This window comes from Mycobacterium sp. (assembly GCF_035633495.1).
GTDB lineage: Bacteria > Actinomycetota > Actinomycetes > Mycobacteriales > Mycobacteriaceae > Mycobacterium.
In genome coordinates this window covers 47,797-69,175 of record NZ_DASQEU010000166.1, presented here as the reverse complement: position 1 = coordinate 69,175, position 21,379 = coordinate 47,797, and the positions used below count along the sequence as shown (strand labels likewise).

Sequence of the window (21,379 nt, the reverse complement as noted above, 5' to 3'; positions counted from 1 at the left end):
CTGCAACACCGGGGCGGCGGCCCGCGCGGCATATACGCCATATGTCTCCTCGTTCAGCAGGGCGTGCACCCTCTGGTCGCCGAAGCCCCTGTCGATGCGGTCGCGGACGTACGCCAGCTCGATCACCTGAGCCGCGAAGTTCTTGACGCCCTTGCCTGCCGGCTTGCCGGCGACTCTCGTCGATTCTGCGACCGCCAGCTTCCGGGTACGGATCGAACCCAGCCAGGTCGCTTCGTTCGGCGTCACGACGCCGGCGGCGACCATGCCGGGCAACTTGGCGGCGACGATCCGCTGTTCCCTGCGCCGACTGCCGACGGCGAGCACGATCGCCAGGCCGAAGACGGGCACCATCCAGACGAAGTACACGAGGAAGTACGTCTCGATGCCGAAGAACGACGAACCATTCCACAACGCGTGCATGAGCACCGCGCCGGCATAGCCGAGCAGGATGCAGCCCGCCTTGGCGAGGCAGCCCCGGCGTTGCAGGGCCAAGTACACGCCGATCGCCGTCAGCGTCGTGAACAGCGGATGAGCGAAGGGACCCATGATCAACCGCAGTCCCGCGGTGACGAGCGACCCGCCGAGCGATTCGCCACCGCCGATGTAGCCGATGTTCTCCAGCCAGGCGAAGCCCGCCGCCGTGATTCCGGCGTAGACCAGGCAATCGGTCAGCGAGTTCAGCTCGTTGCGGCGGCGGCCGGTCATCATGATCAGCAGGAAGGCGCCCTTGGCGGCCTCCTCGACGATCGGCGCCACGATCGCGAGGGTGATGAACTCGTCGGTTGCCGCCTCACCGGTGGCCAGCAGCGACCCGAACACGATTTCCAGTATCACCGACACCACGATCGCGACCGACGCGCCCCACGCGAAGGCGAGTACCAGCAGTCGCGGTGGCTCCGGTTCCCATCGATCCAGCCACAGATAGGCCAGAAGCACCATGATCATCGCCACGGTGGCGAGCACGAACCCGATGGAGGTGCCGACGGGGTTGACCGCCGTCAGCGAGATCACCGACAGTCCCGCCACGATGCCCATCGCGATGATCGCGCCGAGTGGCGCGCCGACCTCGCGGATCTTTCGCGGTAACGGCGAGCCGACCGGATGCGGCGACGGCCGCTCGGAGGGGTTTGACACGAGGGCAGCGTAGCGGTTCGCTCGGACCCAGGTTTGTCCAGCGTGTACCCCGTCGAGTAGGCTTTCCGGGTACCCGTGTGCGCGCATGACCGCGTGTAACACCAGTACACACCAACACCAACTGTCCCTACGATAAAACCTGTCCGGAGCCACCCACCAAATGCCAAGTCCGTCCATCACCTCGCCGCAAGTAGCCATTAACGACATCGGCTCGGCCGAGGATTTTATGGCCGCAATCGACAAGACCATCAAATACTTCAACGATGGCGACATCGTCGAAGGCACCATCGTCAAGGTTGACCGCGACGAAGTCTTGCTCGACATCGGTTACAAGACTGAAGGGGTCATCCCTTCCCGCGAACTCTCGATCAAGCACGACGTCGACCCCTCAGAGGTTGTGTCCGTCGGCGACGAGGTCGAAGCGTTGGTCCTCACCAAGGAGGACAAAGAAGGCCGCCTGATCCTGTCCAAGAAGCGTGCACAGTACGAGCGCGCCTGGGGCACCATCGAGGAGCTCAAGGAGAAGGACGAGGCCGTCAAGGGCACCGTCATCGAGGTCGTCAAGGGCGGCCTTATCCTCGACATCGGCCTGCGTGGCTTCCTGCCCGCGTCCCTGGTCGAGATGCGTCGCGTCCGCGATCTCCAGCCGTATATCGGCAAGGAGATCGAGGCCAAGATCATCGAGCTCGACAAGAACCGCAACAACGTGGTGCTGAGCCGCCGTGCCTGGCTGGAGCAGACCCAGTCCGAGGTGCGCAGCGAGTTCCTCAACCAGCTGCAGAAGGGCGCGGTCCGCAAGGGCGTCGTCTCGTCGATCGTCAACTTCGGTGCCTTCGTGGACCTGGGTGGCGTCGACGGCCTGGTGCACGTCTCCGAGCTGTCCTGGAAGCACATCGACCACCCGTCCGAGGTCGTCACGGTGGGCGACGAGGTCACGGTCGAGGTGCTCGACGTCGACATGGATCGCGAGCGGGTTTCGTTGTCGCTCAAGGCGACTCAGGAAGATCCGTGGCGCCACTTCGCGCGCACCCATGCCATCGGCCAGATCGTGCCCGGGAAGGTCACCAAGCTGGTGCCGTTCGGTGCGTTCGTCCGCGTCGAGGAGGGCATCGAGGGCCTGGTGCACATCTCGGAGCTGTCCGAGCGCCACGTCGAGGTCCCGGACCAGGTGGTTCAGGTCGGCGACGACGCGATGGTCAAGGTCATCGACATCGACCTCGATCGCCGTCGCATCTCGCTGAGCCTCAAGCAGGCCAACGAGGACTACACCGAGGAGTTCGACCCGTCGAAGTACGGCATGGCCGACAGCTACGACGAGGCGGGCAACTACATCTTCCCCGAGGGCTTCGACTCCGAGACCAACGAATGGCTCGAAGGCTTCGATAAGCAGCGTGACGAGTGGGAGGCCCGGTACGCCGAGGCCGAGCGTCGCCACAAGATGCACACCGCGCAGATGGAGAAGTTCGCGGCCGCCGACGCGGAGGCGGCCAGCACGCCCGCCACCGCCAACGGCACCCCGTCTTCGTCGTCCAGTTCGGGTGAGCCCTCCGGCGGAACGCTGGCGAGCGATGCCCAGCTGGCCGCGCTGCGGGAGAAGCTCGCAGGCAACGCCTAACAAGACCACTCATTCGCCGAGTGAAACCACGCAGGAAGTCCTCGCGACTTCCTGCGTGGTTTATTTTGTGAGGACACATTCATGCTTCGTATCGGGTTGACCGGCGGCATCGGCGCCGGGAAGTCAACGGTGTCCACAACTTTCAGCGAGCTCGGCGGCATCGTCGTCGACGGCGACGTCCTCTCGCGGGAGGTCGTCCAACCCGGCACCGAGGGGTTGGCGGCATTGGTCGAGGCGTTCGGATCCGGGATCCTCCTTCCCGATGGTGCACTGAACCGCCCGGCGTTGGCGGCGGTGGCCTTCAGCGACGACGAGAAGCGGGCGACACTCAACGGCATCGTGCATCCTCTGGTGGGCAAGCGGCGTGCCGAGTTGATCGAGGCGGCGCCGGCAGACGCCGTGATCGTCGAGGACATTCCACTGCTGGTGGAGTCGCAGATGGCGCCGATGTTCCCGCTGGTCGTGATCGTGCACGCCGAGGTAGAAGTGCGAGTGACGCGGCTGACCCAGCAGCGGGGCATGCCGGAGTCGGACGCCCGGGCCCGCATCGCGGCGCAGGCATCCGAGGACCAGCGCCGCGAGGTCGCCGACGTGTGGCTCGACAACACGGGGACCACCGACGAACTGGCAGAGGCCGCTCGCACGCTGTGGCGCGAGCGGATCCTGCCGTTCGCGCACAACGTCCAGGCCGGAGAACCGGCCCACGCCGCGCCGCGGCTGGTGCCATCGGACCCGTCATGGCCGGACCAGGCCCGCCGCATCCTCGCCCGATTGCGCACCACGTGCGGCCACCACGCGATCCGCATCGACCACATCGGTTCGACGGCGGTGCCCGGGCTCGACGCGAAGGACGTCATCGACGTTCAGGTCACCGTGCCGTCCCTTGCCGTGGCCGACGAACTGGCCGACGCGCTGCTGTCCGCGGGCTACCCCCGCGTGGGAGTCACCACCGACGTGGGTAAGCCCGACGCCCGCAGCACGGTTGCGTCGTTCGACCATTCCAATGATTCGTCGTTGTGGCACAAGCGATTTCACGCATCCGCCGATCCTGGCCGACCGACGAACGTTCATCTGCGGGTCGACGGTTGGCCGGGGCAGCAGTTCGCGCTGCTGTTCGTCGACTGGCTGAAGGCGGACGCCATCCAGCGCGCGGAGTACCTCGAGCTCAAGCGCGCCGTGGTGGCCGGGGGGCATGCGACGACGGGCGACTACGCCGACGCCAAGGATCCCTGGTTCGCCGACGCCTATTGGCGCGCGTGGGAGTGGGCGGACGCAACGGGCTGGCGACCCTGACGCGAGGGCTCAAGCAGCCGGAGCGGGCGCCGCGGCGGGGTCGACGGGTGCCGGCGCATCGACCGGGGCGGTGTTGCCGGTTGGGAAGTTGGTCACCGTTCCGCAACTGAGCACGCCGTACCCGGGATCATTGTGCTGCGGCGTCAGTCGGGGTGCAACGAACTGATCGGCCTCCGCGATGATCTGGTCGTTGACCAGGATCTCGCAGTGCAGGCTGGCCGAGTACGGCCACTGGATGGTGACCTGCATGCCGGCCTTCTGCGTCTGCGTCACCACACCCGTTGCCTCGAACGTCCGTCCGGGGACCATCGTCGGCTCCGCGGTGTTCACCTGGTCGTCAGCCATCGCGTAGCTGATGGTCGCTCCACGCGACACGCCGTCGACCCGGGCACGGTAGACCACGTTGTACGGGCCCGGTCCCAAATCGGCCTGCGCTTGCGGTGGTGTGTCGGCCGACTGCTCCGTGGCGTCGGGATCGGCCTGCGCGATCGCCGGGAGTAACTGTGCGCCGAGCAACAGGGCGGCCGCCGCAGCGCCCGCCGCCAGCCCACGCTTAGTCAAGCTCATGAACGCAGATATTACGCTGCCCGCCAGGTGAGGACCATTGCGTGCTCCGCCAGCCACTGTCCAAGGTCGTAACCGTGGCTGGCCAGCCCGTCGATCGCGGCGACGGCGGTCTGCACTGCCGCGCTCGCCGCTTCCGGCGTCACCAGGCCCTGCCGGACCGCCTCGAACAGCTCGTCGACGTCGATGAGCTCGACCTCCGAGCCGGCCCGAAGGACGAGGTCGAGGTAGTGATCCTCGGCATGCCAGACGTCGCCGTCGATGGTGTATTCGCCGACGTCGAGGTAGAAGTCCTGTTCGCGTTCATGGCCGGGATTGAAGTGGAAGATCGAGACCCGCAGCCCGAGCGACGGAAGCAGCCACGACTCGAGGTAGTGGAACTGCGCTCGGCCTGGCGTCGGCCTGGCCATGTAGAGCCCCCACGGGTGCACGGCGTACACGTCGACGTACCGCACGATGCCCTTGGGATCGGTGTTCGTGCGGGCCGCGACGTCGAAGACTTCGTGTTTCGGGGGGTGAATCTGGTCAGCCTAGCCAGTGGGGAATCGCAGTTGTCGGTGGTTGGTTCTAACCTGGTGAACATGGCTTTCGCTACCGAATATCCGGTCGTGGCGCACTCGGAGTACCGAGCCGTCGATGACGTCGTGCGCGCTGGCGGCGACTTCGAGGTGGTCAGCGAGTACTCGCCTGCTGGCGACCAGCCCGCGGCCATCGCCGAGTTGGAACGCCGCATCAATGCGGGGGAGCGCGACGTGGTGCTGCTGGGTGCCACCGGCACCGGCAAGTCGGCGACCACGGCATGGCTCATCGAGAAGCTGCAGCGGCCGACGCTAATCATGGCGCCCAACAAGACGCTCGCCGCCCAGCTGGCCAACGAGCTCCGAGAGATGTTGCCCAACAACGCCGTCGAGTACTTCGTGTCGTACTACGACTACTACCAGCCCGAGGCGTACATCGCCCAGACCGATACGTACATCGAAAAGGACAGCTCCGTCAACGACGACGTGGAGCGCTTGCGGCACTCCGCGACGTCCAACTTGCTGTCGCGGCGAGACGTGGTCGTGGTGGCGTCGGTGTCCTGCATCTACGGTCTCGGCACGCCGCAGTCGTACCTGGATCGATCGGTCGAGCTGAACGTCGGCGACGAGGTACCGCGCGATGGTCTGTTGCGCCTGCTGGTCGACGTGCAGTACAACCGCAACGACATGGCCTTCACCCGCGGCTCGTTCCGGGTGCGGGGCGACACCGTGGAGATCATTCCGAGCTACGAAGAACTTGCGGTACGCATCGAGTTCTTCGGGGACGAGATCGAAGCGCTGTACTACATGCACCCGCTGACGGGTGACGTCGTGCGCAAGGTGGACTCGCTTCGGGTCTTTCCCGCCACCCACTACGTCGCGGGGCCGGAGCGGATGGCGCACGCCATCTCCAGCATCGAGAAGGAGCTGGAGGAGCGGCTGGCCGAACTCGAAGGGCAAGGGAAACTGCTTGAGGCGCAACGGCTTCGGATGCGGACGAACTACGACGTCGAGATGATGAAGCAGGTCGGCTTCTGTTCGGGCATCGAGAACTACTCACGCCACATCGACGGCCGCGCTGCGGGCACGTCGCCCGCGACGCTGCTGGACTACTTCCCAGAAGACTTTCTCATGGTCATCGACGAGTCACACGTCACGGTGCCCCAGATTGGCGGTATGTACGAGGGCGACATGTCGCGCAAGCGCAACCTGGTCGACTTCGGCTTCCGGTTGCCGTCGGCGGTCGACAACCGACCGCTGACCTGGGAGGAGTTCGCCGACCGCGTCGGGCAGACGGTGTATCTGTCGGCGACACCCGGGCCCTACGAGCTCAGCCAGTCCGCGGGCGAGTTCGTCGAGCAGGTCATCCGCCCGACCGGCCTGGTGGACCCGCAGGTCGTGGTCAAGCCGACGAAGGGTCAGATCGACGACCTGATCAGTGAGATTCGCAAGCGCACCGAACTGGACGAGCGGGTGCTGGTCACCACGCTGACTAAGAAGATGGCCGAGGACCTCACCGATTACCTGCTCGAACTCGGTATCCGGGTGCGCTATCTGCACTCGGAGGTGGACACGTTGCGTCGTGTCGAGCTGTTGCGGCAGCTGCGGCTCGGTGAGTACGACGTGCTGGTCGGCATCAACCTGCTGCGTGAGGGTCTCGACCTGCCCGAGGTGTCACTGGTGTCGATCCTCGACGCCGACAAGGAAGGCTTCCTCCGGTCGGCGCGCAGCCTCATCCAGACCATCGGTCGCGCGGCGCGCAACGTGTCCGGTGAAGTCCACATGTACGCCGACAAGATCACCGATTCGATGCAGCAGGCCATCGAGGAGACCGATCGCCGCCGAGCCAAGCAGATTGCGTACAACGAGGCCCACGGGGTGGACCCGCAACCGCTGCGCAAGAAGATCGCTGACATCCTCGATCAGGTCTACCGGGAGGCCGACGACACCGAGGCGACGGTCGACGTGGGTGGCTCCGGCCGCAACTCCTCACGTGGCCGACGGGCTCAGGGCGAGCCGGGTCGCGCGGTCAGCGCGGGCATCTTCGAAGGGCGGGACACGGCCAACATGCCGCGCGCGGAGCTCGCCGACCTCATCAAGGACCTCACCGCGCAGATGATGGCCGCCGCGCGAGATCTGCAGTTCGAGCTGGCGGGGCGCATCCGCGACGAGATTGCCGACCTGAAGAAGGAGCTTCGCGGGATGGATGCCGCCGGCCTCAAGTGAGATGCATCGACGTCTTGATCTCAACCATGGTTGAGCTCGTACCGTTGTCCGCGTGACGCAGACCGAAAGCACCCCGGCCGGTGGCTGGGCCGAACTGCTGGGGCCTAAGAACCTAGGCGCCTCGACCGTTCTGGCCGGTGGTGTGGCGTTGTACGCCACCAACGAGTTCCTCACCATCAGCCTGCTGCCGAGCACCGTCGCAGAGATCGGCGGCGAACGGCTCTACGCATGGGTGACGACCGTTTACCTGGTGGCGTCGGTCGTATCGGCCACCACCGTGAGCTCAGTGCTGACGAAGCTCGGGCCGAGATGGGCCTACGTGTCCGGTCTGGGCGTGTTCGGGATCGGCAGCGTGCTGTGTGCCGTGGCGCCGACCATGGAGTTCCTGCTGTTGGGCCGCGTCGTGCAGGGCGCGGCGGGTGGGCTGCTCGCCGGTCTGGGATACGCCGTCATCAATGCCGCGCTTCCGCGATCGTTGTGGACCAAGGCGTCTGCGCTCGTATCGGCGATGTGGGGCGTCGGCACCCTGGTGGGGCCTGCCGCAGGCGGGCTGTTCGCGCAATTCGGTTCGTGGCGTTGGGCATTCGGCGTGCTGGCATTGCTGACCGCGGCCATGGCGGCGTTGGTGCCGTTCGCGCTGCCAGGTCGGACGGCCGACGAGGACCGGCCCATCGCCGATCGCATCCCGGTGTGGTCGTTGATGCTGCTCGGGGCTGCCGCGCTGGCGGTCAGCGTCGCGGGCATCGCGCGCAACCTCGCCGTGACCGGCGGCATCCTCGTCGCGGGCGTGGCTCTGGTGGCGGTGTTCCTCGTCGTGGACCGGCGGACGACCGCGTCGGTGCTGCCGCCCAAGGCCTTTCGGCCTGGCCCGTTGAAGTGGATCTACCTCACGCTCGGTGTCTTGATGGCGGCGACGATGGCGGACATGTACGTGCCGTTGTTCGGCCAGCGGCTGGCGCACCTGGTGCCGGTCGCGGCGGGGTTCCTGAGCGTCTCGTTGGCGGTGGGGTGGACCATCAGCGAGATCGTCAGCGCGTCTCTGACCAAGGCCCGTGTCATCGTGCGAGTCGTCGCGGCAGCGCCACTGGTGATGGCGGTCGGCCTGGGGATCGCCGCGGTAAGCCAGATCGAAGACGCCCCCGGCCTAGTGATCGCGGTCTGGGTGGTGGCCCTGCTGATCACCGGGACCGGCGTGGGCGTCGCGTGGCCGCATCTATCTGCGTGGGCGATGGGCAGCAGTGACGACCCCGCCGAGGGCCGCACCGCTGCCGCGGCCATCAACACCGTGCAGTTGATCAGCGGCGCGTTCGGTGCGGGGCTTGCGGGCATCGTCGTCAACCTCACCGATCGGGGCGACGCCACCGCTGCCAGGTGGATGTTCGCGGTGATGGCAGTCATCGCCACCGTCGGGTTTATCGCTTCGTATCGCGCGGGCCGCGGCCGCCTGGCTGCTTAGTCGGGATCGTCGTCGAGCTGCCGTATCGCGGTGACGCCGTCGATGCCGGCCAGCAGGGTCGGCGCACTCAGAATGCCGTTGCCCGACAACGTAAGCAGCACGCCTCCGGTCGGATCCGATTCCAGCTCTGCCAGCTGCCAGGTGCGTCGGTCGCAGGCCTGCAGCAGAGCCGACATCACGCCGCGGCCCTCCTCGTAGGTGACGTGCACGCGGATCGAGCCGCTGAGTCGAGCGGCCAGCCGCTTGGCCAGCGGCATGAACCCCAGGATGATGAGGAAGTGCATCGCCGTCACGGTGCACGCGAGCAGCAGCAGGCCCGAACCGGCAGCCATGCCGATGGCTGCGGACTCCCAGACTGCGGCCGCAGTCGTCAGGCCGTGAACCGAGCCACGTCGGAAGATGATGATGCCCGCACCGAGAAAGCCAATGCCCGAGACGATTTGGGCCGCGACGCGTGACGGGTCGACGACGACGAGCCCCTCGACCAGCACGTCTTGGAATCCGTACTTGCTGACCAGCAGGATCAGCGCTGCCGCCGTGCCGACGATGGTCTGCGTCCGCAGCCCTGCGCTCTTACCCTGAATTTCGCGCTCCAGGCCGATCAGTGCCGTCAGGCCGAAAGCGACGAACAATTCGATGATCTGACGGGTGCCTTGACCCGGACCACCGAAGAAGGGCGGATCGGCCAGCCAGTGATACATCCGGACAAGGTATCGCGACCCACACGCCCTGCGATGAGTCTTGACCGGTCCCCGAGTCAATACCGCAACTGCATACCCGAGAGGATCTGCCATGTCCCCAATCCCTGCCGCCTATCCAGCCGTTGCCACCCGCGATGAATGGCTGACTGCCCGCCGACGGTTGTTGGCCCGTGAACGCGAGGTCACGCATCTGCGAGATGAGGTCAACGCCGAGCGCAGGCGGATGCCAATGGTCAAGGTGGACAAGGACTACGTCTTCGAGGGGCCGGAAGGCGAGCTGCGTCTCGTCGACCTGTTCGAAGGCGGACCGCAGCTCTACGTGCACCACTTCATGTGGATCGACGCCAAGGACCAGGGCTGCCCCAGTTGCACGGCCGCAGCCGATCTTTCGTTCACCGACAAGGATCGCGCACTGCTCGAGGCCAGGGGAGTGACGTTCGCATGTGTGTCTCGTGCGCCCTACGCGAGCATCGCTCGGTATCGCGACCAGCACGGCTGGACGTTCCCGTGGTACTCGTCGCGCGACAGTGACTTCACGTATGACTATCAGGTGACACTCGATCCGGCGCGGAGGCCGATCGAATTCAACTACAAGTCCCTCGACGAGTTGCGTGCCGACGGTTTCACCGACGACGAACTGCGAGGCGACATGCCCGCGGCCAGTGTGTTCCTGCGCCGCGGAGACGAAGTGTTCCACACCTATTCGACCTACGCGCGGGGGCTCGACCACACCTCCGTCGGCTACCCGTTCTTGGACTTGACGCCATACGGCCGTCAGGAGGAGTGGGAGAAGTCGCCCGCCGGTTGGCCGCGCAGCGGTCTGGCTGCCGGTGTGCCGCTGATCTAGCGATCACGCCGATCGAAAGGATCGGTTTCACCCCCTCACGGTGGCAAGGTGGAGTCCATCGCGGGTGTGGCCGAGTGGCTAGGCACCGGCCTGCAAAGCCGTTTACACGGGTTCGAATCCCGTCACTCGCTCGCAATCGCAGCCGATTGAGACGCTAGAAGGCTCAGCTCATTCGATCGGGTCGCTGGTCGTGGTGGTGGGGGGCGGCGGCGGGCTGGTACTCGTACTGGTCGACGCCGACGTCGACGTCGAGGTGCGCGTTTGGGTTTGGGTGGTCCGCTCCGTCGAGGACGCGGCCCGGCTCGGGCTGAACGAGTTGCTGGGCTTCGTCGACGTCGTAGTCGGGGTTTGCGTGGTCGTGCGCGTCGGAGCGATAGTGGTGGACGCGGTGGTGATCACGGTCGTGGTCGGACCCTGGACGGGTTCAGTTGGCTCGGCCGTGGTCGACGGCACGCTGGGGGCAAGGGACGCAGGCCCGGTAAATGCCGTCATGCTGCCCGGCGCCTCCGTGGTCGCCTCAACGACCTCACTGACTGGATCGACGCGCTGGTCTTGGAAGAGCAACGGCGCCGACAGCTGTGCCACCCCCGCGATGCCGAGGATGACGAACACCGCGATCAGCGCCGCCCGCGCATGACGCCCCTGCGCTGGCGAAAGGTGCGGCGTTGGGAGTGCTTGCGGCGGCGGGGTGGCCTCGGGCGGCTGGGTGGCCGCGGGCAGGCCCTGGGAGGCCGCAGGCAGCGTGCGTTCGCGCAAGGACGCGGGCGCGGGCAAGAACACCGGAACACCGCCGAGCAGTGCGACGGGGTTGACCCTGCGACGTCGCTCCTCTTCGCAGACGGAGCAGCCGTCGATGTGGCGAGCGGCGCGCTTGCGCATCAGCACGGTGAACGTGCCATCCCAGTCAGCAAGGAGCAAAGCCAGTTCGGGGCAGCACGCGGGGTCGGTCTTCACCCCGCGACACACCAACAGGGCCCCGAGTGAACGCTCGACGCCGTCGCGCAACCGTCCGGCCAGAGTGTTGGCATTCGTGTGGCTGACCCCTAGCGCATCGGCCAGTTCGGTGCCGTCGAGACCGTGCCGGTACGTCAGTTCGAACACGGTGCGGTCCCGCTCCGACAGCCCGCCGCAGGCATCGGCGATGAGGTCGGCGAGTTCGCTGCGGGCCGCCAGCGTCGCCAAATCGGGCTCTCCACTGTCGAACTCGGGCAGTTCATCCGTGGGCATTTCGCGACGGCGGGCCCGGATGCGTGCCAACGCCTGGTTGCGCGCTACTGCATACAGCCAGGGCCGCAATCGGCTCGGGTCACGCAGCGCACCGAGTTGGGACGCCGCGTCGACGAACACGTCCTGCACGCAATCGGCCGCCGCGTCGGTGTCGCGCAACATGCCCGCGCAGAAGTCGTACAGCCGGTTGGCATACCTGTCATAGATCGCTGCGAAAGCCGCTCGGTCTCCGTGTGCGGCAGCCATCGCGAGTTCAGCATCGTCGAGTGCGCCACCGAACTCGGGCGGGGCGCTTGTCATGCGGTCTTCCTGTCGAGCTGCTGTGAGACTACTTCTTCCGTACATTACGTAATCACCGCTTGAGTGGTTCACCCGAACTGGTCGGCCCGCCACCGGAACGATGACGGGCCGACCAGCTGGTCACTTTGCGCAGCCCGACCACGCGACGTAAGAGCCGGGCCCGGTTCGTTGCATGGCGCCTTGCTGAGCATCCCGCAGGTTCGAGCCATACCAGCCGTAGTGGTATTGACCGCTGACGGCGATTGCGACGCATCCGTTCTTGGACCAGGTCTCGACCGCGCAGTGGCCGCCGCATTGGCTTAGCGCGCTAGCGAGGGCGGTGTCGAGGTTGGTGTGTTGACCCGTGCCGATGTGCCCATTCGCCGGCGAGTACGCGATTGCGATGTACTTGGCGGGGGCGGCATTGGCAGGCACCGCCGTGCCGATGGCGCCGGTGACGGCCGCCGCAGCGAGCATCGTCGCGGCGAGGGTCCTGCCGCGGCGGGTCCTGAGCGTGGTGGTCATGTCGTACTCCTTCGAGGTGTCGCCGCCCGACTGGGCCGCGTTCAACAGCTAGGGGGCGCGAGCCACCGGCTTTCGCACATTTTTTTCAAGAGTTTCTTTTTGAAGGGTTGAGGACCGTCGGACATGGGAGTCTTTCGTCGTGGGTTTGAGCACCCGGAACCCATGCCTGCCGATGCGATCAATGGTGACCATGCGCGCTTGCGGCATGATGCCGGAGTGACCTTCCGTTCGCCGTCGCTGGCCGACGTCGTCGCCACGTTGCAGGTGGACCAGATCGACGACGACAACTTCGTGGCCACCCAGCTGGACAACCCCGCCCACCACATCGTTGGTGGGCACATCGCCGGGCAGGCGCTCATGGCAGCGAGTCGCACTGCGCCTGGCCGCACGCCGCACAGCGTGCACGTGTACTACCTGCGCGCCGGTGACGCCCGGCGGCCGGTCGACTTAGAGGTCGTCCGGTCCCGCGACGGAGGGACGCTGTCCACCAGACAGGTCACCGCGCGGCAGGACGGCGACGTGTTGTTGGAGGCGCTCGTGTCGTTGAGCACACCGGTGGACAGTCTCGACTACCACGCCCCGATGCCGGACGCACCCGCCCCGGAGTCGGTGCTACCCGTCGCGGAGCAGTTGGCGGGTTACGCCGACGAACTCGGTGGTCACTGGGTGCGTCCGCAGGCCTTCGAGTTGCGTTACGTCGACCCGCCGCCCCGGCTCGCACTGGAGCTACCCGAGCCCTCGCCTCGTATCCGGATGTGGTGGCGACCAACCGAATCCGTTCCCGACGACGAGGTCCTGCACAGCTGCCTTCTGACGTATCTGTCGGGGACCACGATGCTGGAGACGGCAATCACCATGCGGCGCGCCACGCCGCTCACGACGTACAACGCGTTGATCGACCATGCCCTCTGGTTTCATCGGCCCGTCGACCTGTCGGACTGGGTGCTGTCGGATCAGTTCTCGCCCAGCGGAATCGGCGGCCGCGGACTGGCAACGGCCACGATGTACAACCGCACGGGTCAGGTGGTGTGCATCGCCACCCAGGAGTTGTACTTCGGAAGATCACGGGCCGCCTAGGCCCTCGTCCGGAGCTACCGACCTGCCATCCCACCGCTGAATACCCGGGGATCACGACGTCCAGTAGTTCGAGAGCCCGGGACACCGTTTGATCGACGACCTCGTCGAGAGCGCGGCAACGCATAGAACTCCGGAACGGGCGGCATGATGATCTCCCCGTTGTTCGTCGCCCCTGGCCATCAGGTCGACTCTGCGTCGCTCCTTCAGACACACGTCGGCCGCGCGCACCACGAGCTCGTCGTTGTAGGAGTTCGCAATTCCACTGAGGGTCTTCACCGAGCATGGCGCGACCAACATGCCGGTCGTGACGAACGAACCCGACGACACGGCCGCGCCGATGTCGCGCGGATGGTGGTGGTGGTCGGCCAGCGAGCGGACCGTCCGCTGGCCCGACGAGGTGACGACCAGATGGGTCTCGACGTCCTCGACCTTGCCCAGCGTCTCCAGCGCGCGGACGCCGTAAATGGCTCCCGATGCGCCGGTGATCGCGACGATGATGCGTCTCACACACTTACTCCTTGCCGCAACGTCTGCGGCGCCTTCAGCAATCTCCGGCACCAGCTCGGATGCTGCGACGACGAGCCGTGGTACCGCTACACGTTCTCCGACAACGACTTTGCCGTACGCGTCGAAGAATCTCAGCCATCCAACTTCGACCCGCGACATCGGGATTCAGTCAGCGGTACTCATGAAAGTCTCTGTGGGATAACGTCTTCACCTTTCTCCACGGCACCGTCAATGGCCCAGGTCACGTTGAGGACGCCGATGCGATCCGTCACGCGCAGGGACGAATTGCGTACCTTTGCTCACCAACGTCGCGTTCGCGGAGTGGGCTGCGGTTACGATCAGTCCCGGCAGTACGCGTGTCATCCGAGCGAATCGGCCCCTGTTGATGAAACGACGGGCTACTGTCTCGGGTGGCTTGGCAATCGACACTGGAGGGCATGAATGGGCGCCTATCAGACCGTTTTGGTCGGCACTGACGGTTCGGATTCATCGCTACGTGCGGTAGATCGGGCCGCCCAGATCGCTGCGGGAGCGGACGCGAAGTTGGTGGTGGCGACGGCGTACTTCCCTCAGAGCGAGGATTCGCGGGCCGCCGACGTTCTCAAGGACGAGGGCTACAAGATGTCGGGCAACGCCCCCATCTACGCGATTCTGCGCGAGGCCAAGGAACGGGCCCACACGGCGGGAGCCAAGGACGTCGAGGAGAAGGCCGTCGTCGGCGCTCCGGTCGACGCCCTGGTCGATCTGGCGGAAGAGCTCAAGGCCGACCTCCTCGTCGTCGGCAACGTCGGCTTGAACACGATCGCCGGTCGGCTGCTCGGATCGGTGCCCGCCAACGTCGCACGTCGGTCCAAGTCCGACGTTCTGATCGTCCACACCTCCTGACGTCGGGGGCTACCAGCCCCTCGATCCCGGAATGCCCTTGAACGGGCCCTTGACCCAACTGGTGATCCAGCCCCCGTAAAAGCCACCCGGTTGCGGTTCGACCTGCTCGCCGTTGACGGTGCAACAGTCGACCTGTGCCGCCATCACCGCGATTGCGCCGGTCACCGGTTGGAAGCCCGGTGTCGGGTCCAGATAGGTCCACCCGGCTCGTTCGGCGACTCGCGCGTCGGTGACGAGGTCGTAATAGGACGCGACGCCCTTCCACTCGCACCACGACGACCCGGGCGCCTCGCGGAGCACACCTTCACCGAATGCGGACGGCGGCAGGTAGTACGTAGGCGGGTGGCTGGTCTCCAGCACACGCCATGCACGGTCGGTGGACGCGATGGTCGACCCACCGAGTTCGATGGTGATCGAGCCGTGGAACTCCTCGAGCCGCGGCGGGCGCGGGTAGTCCCAGACCGACTCCTGTCCGGGGCCGGGCTTGTCGGGCTTGAGCCATGGGTTCATGAGATCGACGGTACGTGCCTCCCCGACAACGACCGCCGAGTGTGCGGTCAGGGCGGAGATTCGCGCGAATTCTCACCATGACCGCACGTTGGGCGGTCTCACCAACCGCGCTGGCGCCACTCCGCGAGGTGCGGCCGCTCGTTCCCGAGCGTGGTGTCGTCGCCGTGACCCGGATACACGACGGTCGAGTCCGGATAGACGTCGAACAGGCGTCGCGTGACGTCGCCGAGCAGTCGTTCGAAGTCGCCGTCCTTCCACGTCCTTCCGACGCCTCCCGGAAACAGGCAGTCACCGGTGAACAACTGGACGGCGTCGCCCGCCGCAGGCCCACTCAGCGCCAGTGCCACCGAACCCTCGGTGTGCCCTTGGAGGTGGATCACGTCGAAGGTCAATTCGCCGATCTCGATGGTGTCCCCGTGGGCCAGGATGCGGTCCGGTGTAACGGGTAGCGGTTCGGCGTCGAGTCGATGCGCGGCCGTGGGCGCGCCGGTGGCCTTGACCACCTCTTCGAGTGCCATCCAGTGGTCGCCGTGTTGATGGCTGGTCACGATGAGCGACAGCTTGGGGGCATAGCGATCCACCAGGTCGAGCAGGATCGGGGCGTCGTTCGCGGCGTCGATTAGTAGCGTCTCGCCAGTTTGGGAACACGTGATGAGGTAGGCGTTGTTGTCCATGGGGCCGACCGATGCCTTCACGATCGTCGCGCCGGGAAGCGTGCGGCGCGCGGCCGAACCGGATTCGACGTGGCCCGTGTAGTCATCGGCGACCGAGGTCTTCTCACCACTCATGTCCGCCACGGTACGGGCTTGGCCCGGGACGTGATTCATGGGTTGTCGGAGCATGGACATAGCATGGTCGCGGAGCGCTTTCTGCGGGTTTGGGGAGCGGTATGGGACCAGAGAGGGATCAGTTGGCTGACCGCCTGATCGTCAAGGGAGCGCGCGAGCACAACCTGCGAGGCATCGACGTAGATCTGCCGCGCGACTCGTTGATCGTCTTCACCGGATTGTCCGGTTCCGGCAAGTCATCGCTGGCATTCGACACCATCTTCGCGGAGGGGCAGCGCCGTTACGTCGAGTCGCTGTCGGCCTACGCCAGGCAGTTCCTCGGCCAGATGGACAAGCCCGACGTCGACTTCATCGAGGGGCTTTCCCCGGCGGTGTCGATCGACCAGAAGTCGACCAACCGCAACCCCCGCTCGACCGTCGGCACCATCACCGAGGTGTACGACTACCTGCGATTGCTCTACGCCCGCGCGGGCACGGCCCACTGCCCCGTCTGCGGAGAGCGCATCGCCAGGCAGACGCCGCAACAGATCGTCGATCAGGTGCTGGCGATGGAGGAGGGCATCCGATTTCAGGTGCTCGCCCCCGTCGTGCGTACCCGCAAGGGCGAGTTCGTCGACCTGTTCGAGAAGCTCAACGCCCAGGGATACAGCCGTGTTCGCGTCGACGGCGTCGTACACACCCTCACCGATCCGCCCAAGCTCAAGAAGCAGGAGAAGCACGACATCGAGGTGGTCGTCGACCGCCTCAGCGTCAAGGCCAGCTCGAAACAGCGCCTCACCGACTCGGTCGAGACGGCCCTCGGGCTCGCCGACGGCATCCTCGTGCTGGAGTTCGTGGACGAAGACGAAGATGCACCGCACCGCGAGCAGCGGTTCTCCGAGAAGCTAGCCTGCCCCAACGGCCACGCCTTGGCGGTGGACGACCTCGAACCGCGGTCGTTCTCGTTCAACTCGCCCTACGGCGCATGTCCCGAGTGCACCGGCCTCGGCATTCGCAAGGAGGTCGACCCCGACCTCGTGGTGCCCGACCCGGAGCTGACGCTGGCCGATGGCGCCATCGCGCCGTGGGCGATGGGCCACACCGCCGACTACTTCACCCGGATGCTCGAAGGCCTCGGCGAAAGCCTCGGATTCGACGTCGACACACCGTGGCGCAAGCTGCCGGCGAAGGCACGCAAGGCCATCCTCGAGGGCTGCGACGAGCAGGTGCACGTCCGGTACAAGAACCGTTACGGACGCACCCGCTCGTACTACGCCGACTTCGAGGGCGTGATGGCGTTCCTGCACCGCCGCATGGAGCAGACCGAGTCCGAGCAGATGAAGGAACGCTACGACGGGTTCATGCGCGACGTCCCGTGTCCCGTCTGCGAGGGCACCCGGCTCAAGCCGGAGATCCTGGCCGTCACGCTAGCCGCCGACGACGACGCGAAGTCCATCGCGCAGGTCTGCGAGTTGTCGATCGCCGACTGTTCGAAGTTCCTCAACGCGCTCACGCTCGGCACGCGCGAGCACGCCATCGCCGGACAGGTACTCAAGGAGGTGCAGTCGCGGCTTGGCTTCCTGCTCGACGTCGGCCTGGACTATCTGACGCTGTCCCGGGCTGCGGGCACGCTCTCCGGCGGTGAGGCGCAACGCATTCGGCTCGCCACGCAGATCGGCTCCGGTCTCGCAGGCGTGCTGTACGTCCTCGACGAGCCCTCCATCGGACTGCATCAGCGGGACAACCGGCGACTGATCGACACGCTGGTCCGCCTGCGGGACCTCGGCAACACGTTGATCGTCGTCGAGCACGATCTCGACACCATCGCCCACGCCGACTGGGTCGTCGACATCGGGCCCGCAGCCGGCGAGCACGGTGGCCACATCGTGCACAGCGGCACCTATGCGGATCTGCTGACCAATACCAAATCCATCACCGGCGCATACCTTTCCGGCAAGGAGAGCATCGAGGTGCCGGCGATTCGCCGTCCGATCGATCGCAGACGGCAACTGACGGTCGTCGGCGCGCGCGAGAACAACCTGCGCGAGATCGACGTCTCCTTCCCTCTCGGAGTGCTGACCTCGGTCACCGGTGTCTCGGGATCGGGCAAGTCAACCCTCGTCAACGACATCCTCGCGTCGGTCCTGGCCAACAAGCTCAACGGCGCGCGTCAGGTACCCGGCCGCCACACGCGGATCAACGGCATCGACCAACTCGACAAGCTGGTGCGCGTCGACCAGTCACCGATCGGACGCACTCCGCGGTCGAATCCGGCCACCTACACGGGTGTCTTCGACAAGATCCGGACATTGTTCGCCGCCACCACCGAGGCCAAGGTGCGCGGTTATCAGCCGGGGCGGTTCTCGTTCAACGTCAAGGGCGGGCGCTGCGAAGCGTGTTCGGGTGACGGCACCATCAAGATCGAGATGAACTTCCTGCCGGACGTGTACGTGCCGTGCGAGGTCTGCCACGGCGCCCGGTACAACCGCGAGACGCTCGAGGTCCACTACAAGGGCAAGACCATCTCCGAGGTCCTCGACATGTCGATCGAGGAGGCGACCGGCTTCTTCGAACCGATCACCTCGATTCACCGGTATTTGAAGACCCTCGTCGACGTCGGCCTCGGCTACGTGCGGCTGGGCCAGCCCGCACCCACGCTGTCCGGCGGTGAGGCCCAGCGCGTGAAACTGGCCGCCGAGCTGCAGAAGCGGTCGACGGGTCGCACGGTGTACGTCCTGGACGAGCCGACGACCGGCCTGCACTTCGAGGACATCCGCAAGCTGCTCAAGGTCATCAACGGTCTGGTCGACAAGGGCAACACGGTCATCGTCATCGAGCACAACCTCGACATCATCAAGACCTCGGACTGGATCGTCGACATGGGTCCGGAGGGCGGTGGCGGTGGCGGTACGGTCGTCGCCGCGGGCACCCCGGAGGACGTGGCCGCGGTCTCGGAGAGCTACACCGGTCAGTTCCTCGCCGAGATGTTGCCGACGCCGGCGCCCGCGAAGAGGCGGCGCAAGGTCTCGTAAATCCGCCTAGTCGAGTTTTCGCCCCTCGGCTCTGCGCCCACGGTGTGGTGCACTCGAGCTCTTCCTCCGTAGCCGCAGAGTCCATGGGCGCTACGTCGCCTTGGACAGCGGCGACGGGAACCGGGGGGCAATCCGTATCCCGTCGAGCCAATGGGTCAGCTCCTTGGCCTTGCGCGCCAACGCCTTCGACGCCGTGGCGTCGACCTTCTCGACGAGCTGAGGACGACCAGGCCGTCGCCGTCCTGAGTCCAACCGCCCACGATCCGACCATCGCACCACGCCGTCGGGCCGCCATTGCCGTTGCGGTCGAAGACCTGGCCCTGATGCTCGCCGAGATACCAGCCCCTGTCCTGCCAGCCCATCGTCGTCACGTCGAGGCCGGGCAGCAGGGCGCACCAGCGGTCGCACGGGGGTTCGGGTTCCAGATCGTCGGGCAACGCATGGCCGACGACGCCGTCCAGGTCCACTTCGACGGCGCCGACGTCGCGCAGGCCTTCCCGCGCTCAGGTCAGGGTGTGTCCGAAGAACCACTTCAGGTCGTTGACGGTGGCGGGTCCGAACGTCCGCAGCCACGTCCGGATCAGGCTCGCCCGTGCAGCGTGGTGGTCCATCGTGTCCGGGCTGGTGCCGAGCCACTGCGCCGCGGTGGTCCACTTCGGGCGAGACGTCGTCCAGGTTCCCTCGTTGGGGCCGCGGACCAAGTGCCCCTCGACGCCCAACACCGTGAGCGCCCGCGGTGAAATGGGACCGGGCCCACCCCAGCTCTTGCCGGGCGCCGGGTCGTAGGTGCCCGCCAGCTGGGGCAGCGCCGCCCGCAGTTCTCGGGCGCTGGCGTGGCCGTGTTCGTTCAGGTGCGCGAGGACGGCCGTCGACGCCTCCGCCAGCCACGCCTCGCCGTCAGCGGCGATACCGGCCTTCACCACGTCGGCGATCAACTTCTTGCGCTCGTTGCCTGCCACCCGATCACTCGCCGCGGACTGCACGGCCGGGAGGTCGTCGGCGTTGAACACCCACAACGTGCGCCTCATGGCGAGGTGTTTGACCACCGTGCGGTGCTCGTACAGCGCGGCGTCGAGGCCGGCGACGCGAAACCCGTTGCGGCGAGCCCACAGCGACACGTAGGGCGTGACCGGGTCGGTGGCGTGTAGGCCGACGAACGAGCCGGCCACGCCTGCGACGCTTTTGTCGGCCGGTTCGGCGAGGAAGTGGCGTCGCGCCAGCCGCGTCCGTCGCTCCTCGACGCTGAAGGAACGCAACACGTCAGGCCTTGTCTGGCTCGTCCCGCATCGACGCTCTGATCTGCTCGAGGCGATCGTGGGCGGCACGCTGCCGGGCTTCGTACTGCTCCTCGACCTGCCGTGCGTCGTCGGTCTCCGACGCCAGCTCCGCCGACCCGATGGCAGTGCCGTACCTGGTCTCGATCTTTTCCCTGACCGCCTCGAAGGTCGGCACGCCGCCGGAGGTGTAGCCGGTGTCCGGGGACGTCACGGGCACGGGGTCCGGCACCACCTCGGCGTCGATGATCTCACCGGGATCTCCCACGTCGGACCCGGAATCTGGCACAGCTGAGTCGGCCACGCTGCCACCGTACCCCCGTCGATTGTTGGGATCGGTAGCGATTCGGCCCGCCTGTACTTGCCTCACGACGACGCCATCGGGGCGGAGCGAATGAAGGGAACTCTCCATGAAGAAGATCGTGACGGCGGGCATCGGCATCGCGGCGGCCGCACTGGTTCTGGTCGGCTGCTCGGACGACAAGGGTTCAACGCCGGCATCGAGCACACCCGCCGCCAGCGGTAGCAGCACCCCCCAGGTGAGCACCGGCGGCAACACCGAGGTCAAGGTCGAGGGCCAGGATCTGGCAGGGCTGGACCTCAACTCGGTAACCTGCGTCAAGGCGGCGGGCAAGATCAACGTGGCCAGTGGCGCGGTCGGTGGCCAGCAGGGCGTCGGCGTCGTGATGACGGACCAGGCGACCCCGGTCGTCGAGTCACTGGGCCTGGTGGTCGACGGCAACGCGCTGGCCGTCGCCCAGATGGGCGGCATGAAGAGCGGCTCCGCGGACGTGGCGGTCGACGGCAGCACCTACACCATCACCGGTGAGGCGCAGGGCGCCGACATGAAGAACCCGATGGCGGGAATGATCACGAAGAAGTTCGAGATCAAGGTGACCTGCAACTGACAGGTCACACCGCGGGCGGCGGGCGTGCATGGCG

19 protein-coding genes, 1 tRNA gene and 1 pseudogene are annotated in these 21,379 nt (G+C 66.4%); 10 read left to right on the top strand and 11 right to left on the bottom strand.

Annotation, left to right across the window (positions count from 1 at the left end; translation table 11 throughout):
* Positions 1-1,134, bottom strand: a 1,134-nt coding sequence (locus tag VET27_RS24595) for a PrsW family intramembrane metalloprotease (protein WP_526522383.1), incomplete at its 3' end; no start/stop codon positions are given.
* Between the two features lie 160 nt (positions 1,135-1,294).
* Here VET27_RS24595 and rpsA point away from each other — a divergent pair.
* Both rpsA and coaE read left to right on the top strand, forming a co-directional pair.
* Positions 1,295-2,749 carry a 30S ribosomal protein S1 gene (gene rpsA / locus VET27_RS24590; RefSeq protein ID WP_526522381.1) on the top strand — a complete coding sequence of 485 codons (1,455 nt, stop codon included), beginning with the start codon at positions 1,295-1,297 and terminating at the stop codon, positions 2,747-2,749.
* 81 nt (positions 2,750-2,830) lie between these two features.
* Entirely contained in the window at positions 2,831-4,042 is a 1,212-nt protein-coding gene (coaE, locus tag VET27_RS24585) for a dephospho-CoA kinase (protein WP_526522379.1), read from the top strand.
* Positions 4,043-4,051: 9 nt separating this feature from the next.
* On the opposite strand, the gene VET27_RS24580 is transcribed toward coaE, so the two are convergent.
* Positions 4,052-4,609 (bottom strand): hypothetical protein, encoded by a 558-nt coding sequence (locus VET27_RS24580; protein WP_526522377.1) that lies wholly within the window; start codon positions 4,607-4,609, stop codon positions 4,052-4,054.
* An 11-nt stretch (positions 4,610-4,620) separates the two neighbouring features.
* Positions 4,621-5,127, bottom strand: a complete 507-nt coding sequence (locus tag VET27_RS24575) for a ribonuclease FAU-1 family protein (RefSeq protein ID WP_526522395.1) — start codon at positions 5,125-5,127, stop codon at positions 4,621-4,623.
* Between the two features lie 60 nt (positions 5,128-5,187).
* Between VET27_RS24575 and uvrB the strand changes: the two genes are divergently transcribed.
* Together uvrB and VET27_RS24565 are read left to right on the top strand one after the other, a co-directional pair.
* Positions 5,188-7,350, top strand: a complete 2,163-nt coding sequence (gene uvrB / locus VET27_RS24570; RefSeq protein ID WP_526522376.1) for an excinuclease ABC subunit UvrB — start codon at positions 5,188-5,190, stop codon at positions 7,348-7,350.
* A 52-nt stretch (positions 7,351-7,402) separates the two neighbouring features.
* Entirely contained in the window at positions 7,403-8,806 is a 1,404-nt protein-coding gene (locus VET27_RS24565; RefSeq protein ID WP_526522374.1) for an MFS transporter, read from the top strand.
* Here the strand turns inward: VET27_RS24565 and VET27_RS24560 are convergent.
* Positions 8,803-9,507: an MgtC/SapB family protein gene (locus VET27_RS24560; protein WP_526522372.1), complete on the bottom strand. Its 705-nt coding sequence runs from the start codon at positions 9,505-9,507 to the stop codon at positions 8,803-8,805. The genes VET27_RS24565 and VET27_RS24560 overlap by 4 nt on opposite strands.
* 91 nt (positions 9,508-9,598) lie before the next feature.
* On the opposite strand from VET27_RS24560, the gene VET27_RS24555 reads away from it, so the two are divergent.
* The gene (locus VET27_RS24555) at positions 9,599-10,354 is read left to right on the top strand and encodes a DUF899 domain-containing protein (RefSeq protein ID WP_526522370.1); all 756 of its coding nucleotides are present in this window, start codon (positions 9,599-9,601) and stop codon (positions 10,352-10,354) included.
* 60 nt (positions 10,355-10,414) lie between these two features.
* A tRNA-Cys gene (locus VET27_RS24550) sits at positions 10,415-10,485 on the top strand.
* Positions 10,486-10,522: 37 nt separating this feature from the next.
* Here VET27_RS24550 and VET27_RS24545 read toward each other — a convergent pair.
* Both VET27_RS24545 and VET27_RS24540 read right to left on the bottom strand, forming a co-directional pair.
* A complete protein-coding gene (locus tag VET27_RS24545; protein ID WP_526522368.1) occupies positions 10,523-11,881 on the bottom strand; it encodes an RNA polymerase sigma factor in 1,359 nt (452 codons plus the stop codon).
* 120 nt (positions 11,882-12,001) lie between these two features.
* Positions 12,002-12,385, bottom strand: coding sequence for a DUF4189 domain-containing protein (locus tag VET27_RS24540; protein WP_526522366.1), 384 nt, complete (start codon positions 12,383-12,385; stop codon positions 12,002-12,004).
* A 216-nt stretch (positions 12,386-12,601) separates the two neighbouring features.
* Here VET27_RS24540 and VET27_RS24535 point away from each other — a divergent pair, with 216 nt between their 5' ends.
* On the top strand, positions 12,602-13,462 hold the full coding sequence (locus VET27_RS24535) for an acyl-CoA thioesterase (protein ID WP_526522365.1): 861 nt from the start codon (positions 12,602-12,604) through the stop codon (positions 13,460-13,462).
* Between the two features lie 51 nt (positions 13,463-13,513).
* On the opposite strand, the gene VET27_RS24530 is transcribed toward VET27_RS24535, so the two are convergent.
* The gene (locus VET27_RS24530; RefSeq protein ID WP_526522363.1) at positions 13,514-13,969 is read right to left on the bottom strand and encodes a flavoprotein; all 456 of its coding nucleotides are present in this window, start codon (positions 13,967-13,969) and stop codon (positions 13,514-13,516) included.
* Between the two features lie 441 nt (positions 13,970-14,410).
* On the opposite strand from VET27_RS24530, the gene VET27_RS24525 reads away from it, so the two are divergent.
* Positions 14,411-14,854, top strand: coding sequence for a universal stress protein (locus VET27_RS24525; protein ID WP_526522361.1), 444 nt, complete (start codon positions 14,411-14,413; stop codon positions 14,852-14,854).
* 9 nt (positions 14,855-14,863) lie between these two features.
* Here the strand turns inward: VET27_RS24525 and VET27_RS24520 are convergent, their stop codons facing one another.
* The gene (locus tag VET27_RS24520; protein WP_526522359.1) at positions 14,864-15,364 is read right to left on the bottom strand and encodes a DUF427 domain-containing protein; all 501 of its coding nucleotides are present in this window, start codon (positions 15,362-15,364) and stop codon (positions 14,864-14,866) included.
* A gap of 98 nt (positions 15,365-15,462) precedes the next feature.
* Complete coding sequence (locus VET27_RS24515; RefSeq protein WP_526522358.1) at positions 15,463-16,152, bottom strand: MBL fold metallo-hydrolase; 690 nt, start codon at positions 16,150-16,152, stop codon at positions 15,463-15,465.
* A gap of 122 nt (positions 16,153-16,274) precedes the next feature.
* Here VET27_RS24515 and uvrA point away from each other — a divergent pair, with 122 nt between their 5' ends.
* Positions 16,275-19,163, top strand: coding sequence for an excinuclease ABC subunit UvrA (uvrA, locus tag VET27_RS24510; protein ID WP_526522356.1), 2,889 nt, complete (start codon positions 16,275-16,277; stop codon positions 19,161-19,163).
* Positions 19,164-19,253: 90 nt separating this feature from the next.
* Here the strand turns inward: uvrA and VET27_RS24505 are convergent.
* Together VET27_RS24505 and VET27_RS24500 are read right to left on the bottom strand one after the other, a co-directional pair.
* Positions 19,254-20,419, bottom strand: a pseudogene (locus tag VET27_RS24505) (DNA glycosylase AlkZ-like family protein).
* Positions 20,420-20,423: 4 nt separating this feature from the next.
* Positions 20,424-20,726 (bottom strand): hypothetical protein, encoded by a 303-nt coding sequence (locus VET27_RS24500; protein WP_526522393.1) that lies wholly within the window; start codon positions 20,724-20,726, stop codon positions 20,424-20,426.
* A gap of 121 nt (positions 20,727-20,847) precedes the next feature.
* Here VET27_RS24500 and VET27_RS24495 point away from each other — a divergent pair, with 121 nt between their 5' ends.
* Positions 20,848-21,345: a lipoprotein LpqH gene (locus VET27_RS24495; RefSeq protein ID WP_526522354.1), complete on the top strand. Its 498-nt coding sequence runs from the start codon at positions 20,848-20,850 to the stop codon at positions 21,343-21,345.
* Positions 21,346-21,379 lie beyond the last annotated feature (34 nt).

Coding starts and splice junctions, on each gene's coding strand:
- rpsA (WP_526522381.1), top strand. CDS start 1,295: ATGCCAAGTCCGTCCATCACCTCGCCGCAAGTAGCCATTAACGACATC.
- coaE (WP_526522379.1), top strand. CDS start 2,831: ATGCTTCGTATCGGGTTGACCGGCGGCATCGGCGCCGGGAAGTCAACG.
- VET27_RS24580 (WP_526522377.1), bottom strand. CDS start 4,609: ATGAGCTTGACTAAGCGTGGGCTGGCGGCGGGCGCTGCGGCGGCCGCC.
- uvrB (WP_526522376.1), top strand. CDS start 5,188: ATGGCTTTCGCTACCGAATATCCGGTCGTGGCGCACTCGGAGTACCGA.
- VET27_RS24560 (WP_526522372.1), bottom strand. CDS start 9,507: ATGTATCACTGGCTGGCCGATCCGCCCTTCTTCGGTGGTCCGGGTCAA.
- VET27_RS24555 (WP_526522370.1), top strand. CDS start 9,599: ATGTCCCCAATCCCTGCCGCCTATCCAGCCGTTGCCACCCGCGATGAA.
- VET27_RS24545 (WP_526522368.1), bottom strand. CDS start 11,881: ATGACAAGCGCCCCGCCCGAGTTCGGTGGCGCACTCGACGATGCTGAA.
- VET27_RS24540 (WP_526522366.1), bottom strand. CDS start 12,385: ATGACCACCACGCTCAGGACCCGCCGCGGCAGGACCCTCGCCGCGACG.
- VET27_RS24525 (WP_526522361.1), top strand. CDS start 14,411: ATGGGCGCCTATCAGACCGTTTTGGTCGGCACTGACGGTTCGGATTCA.
- VET27_RS24520 (WP_526522359.1), bottom strand. CDS start 15,364: ATGAACCCATGGCTCAAGCCCGACAAGCCCGGCCCCGGACAGGAGTCG.
- VET27_RS24515 (WP_526522358.1), bottom strand. CDS start 16,152: ATGAGTGGTGAGAAGACCTCGGTCGCCGATGACTACACGGGCCACGTC.
- VET27_RS24495 (WP_526522354.1), top strand. CDS start 20,848: ATGAAGAAGATCGTGACGGCGGGCATCGGCATCGCGGCGGCCGCACTG.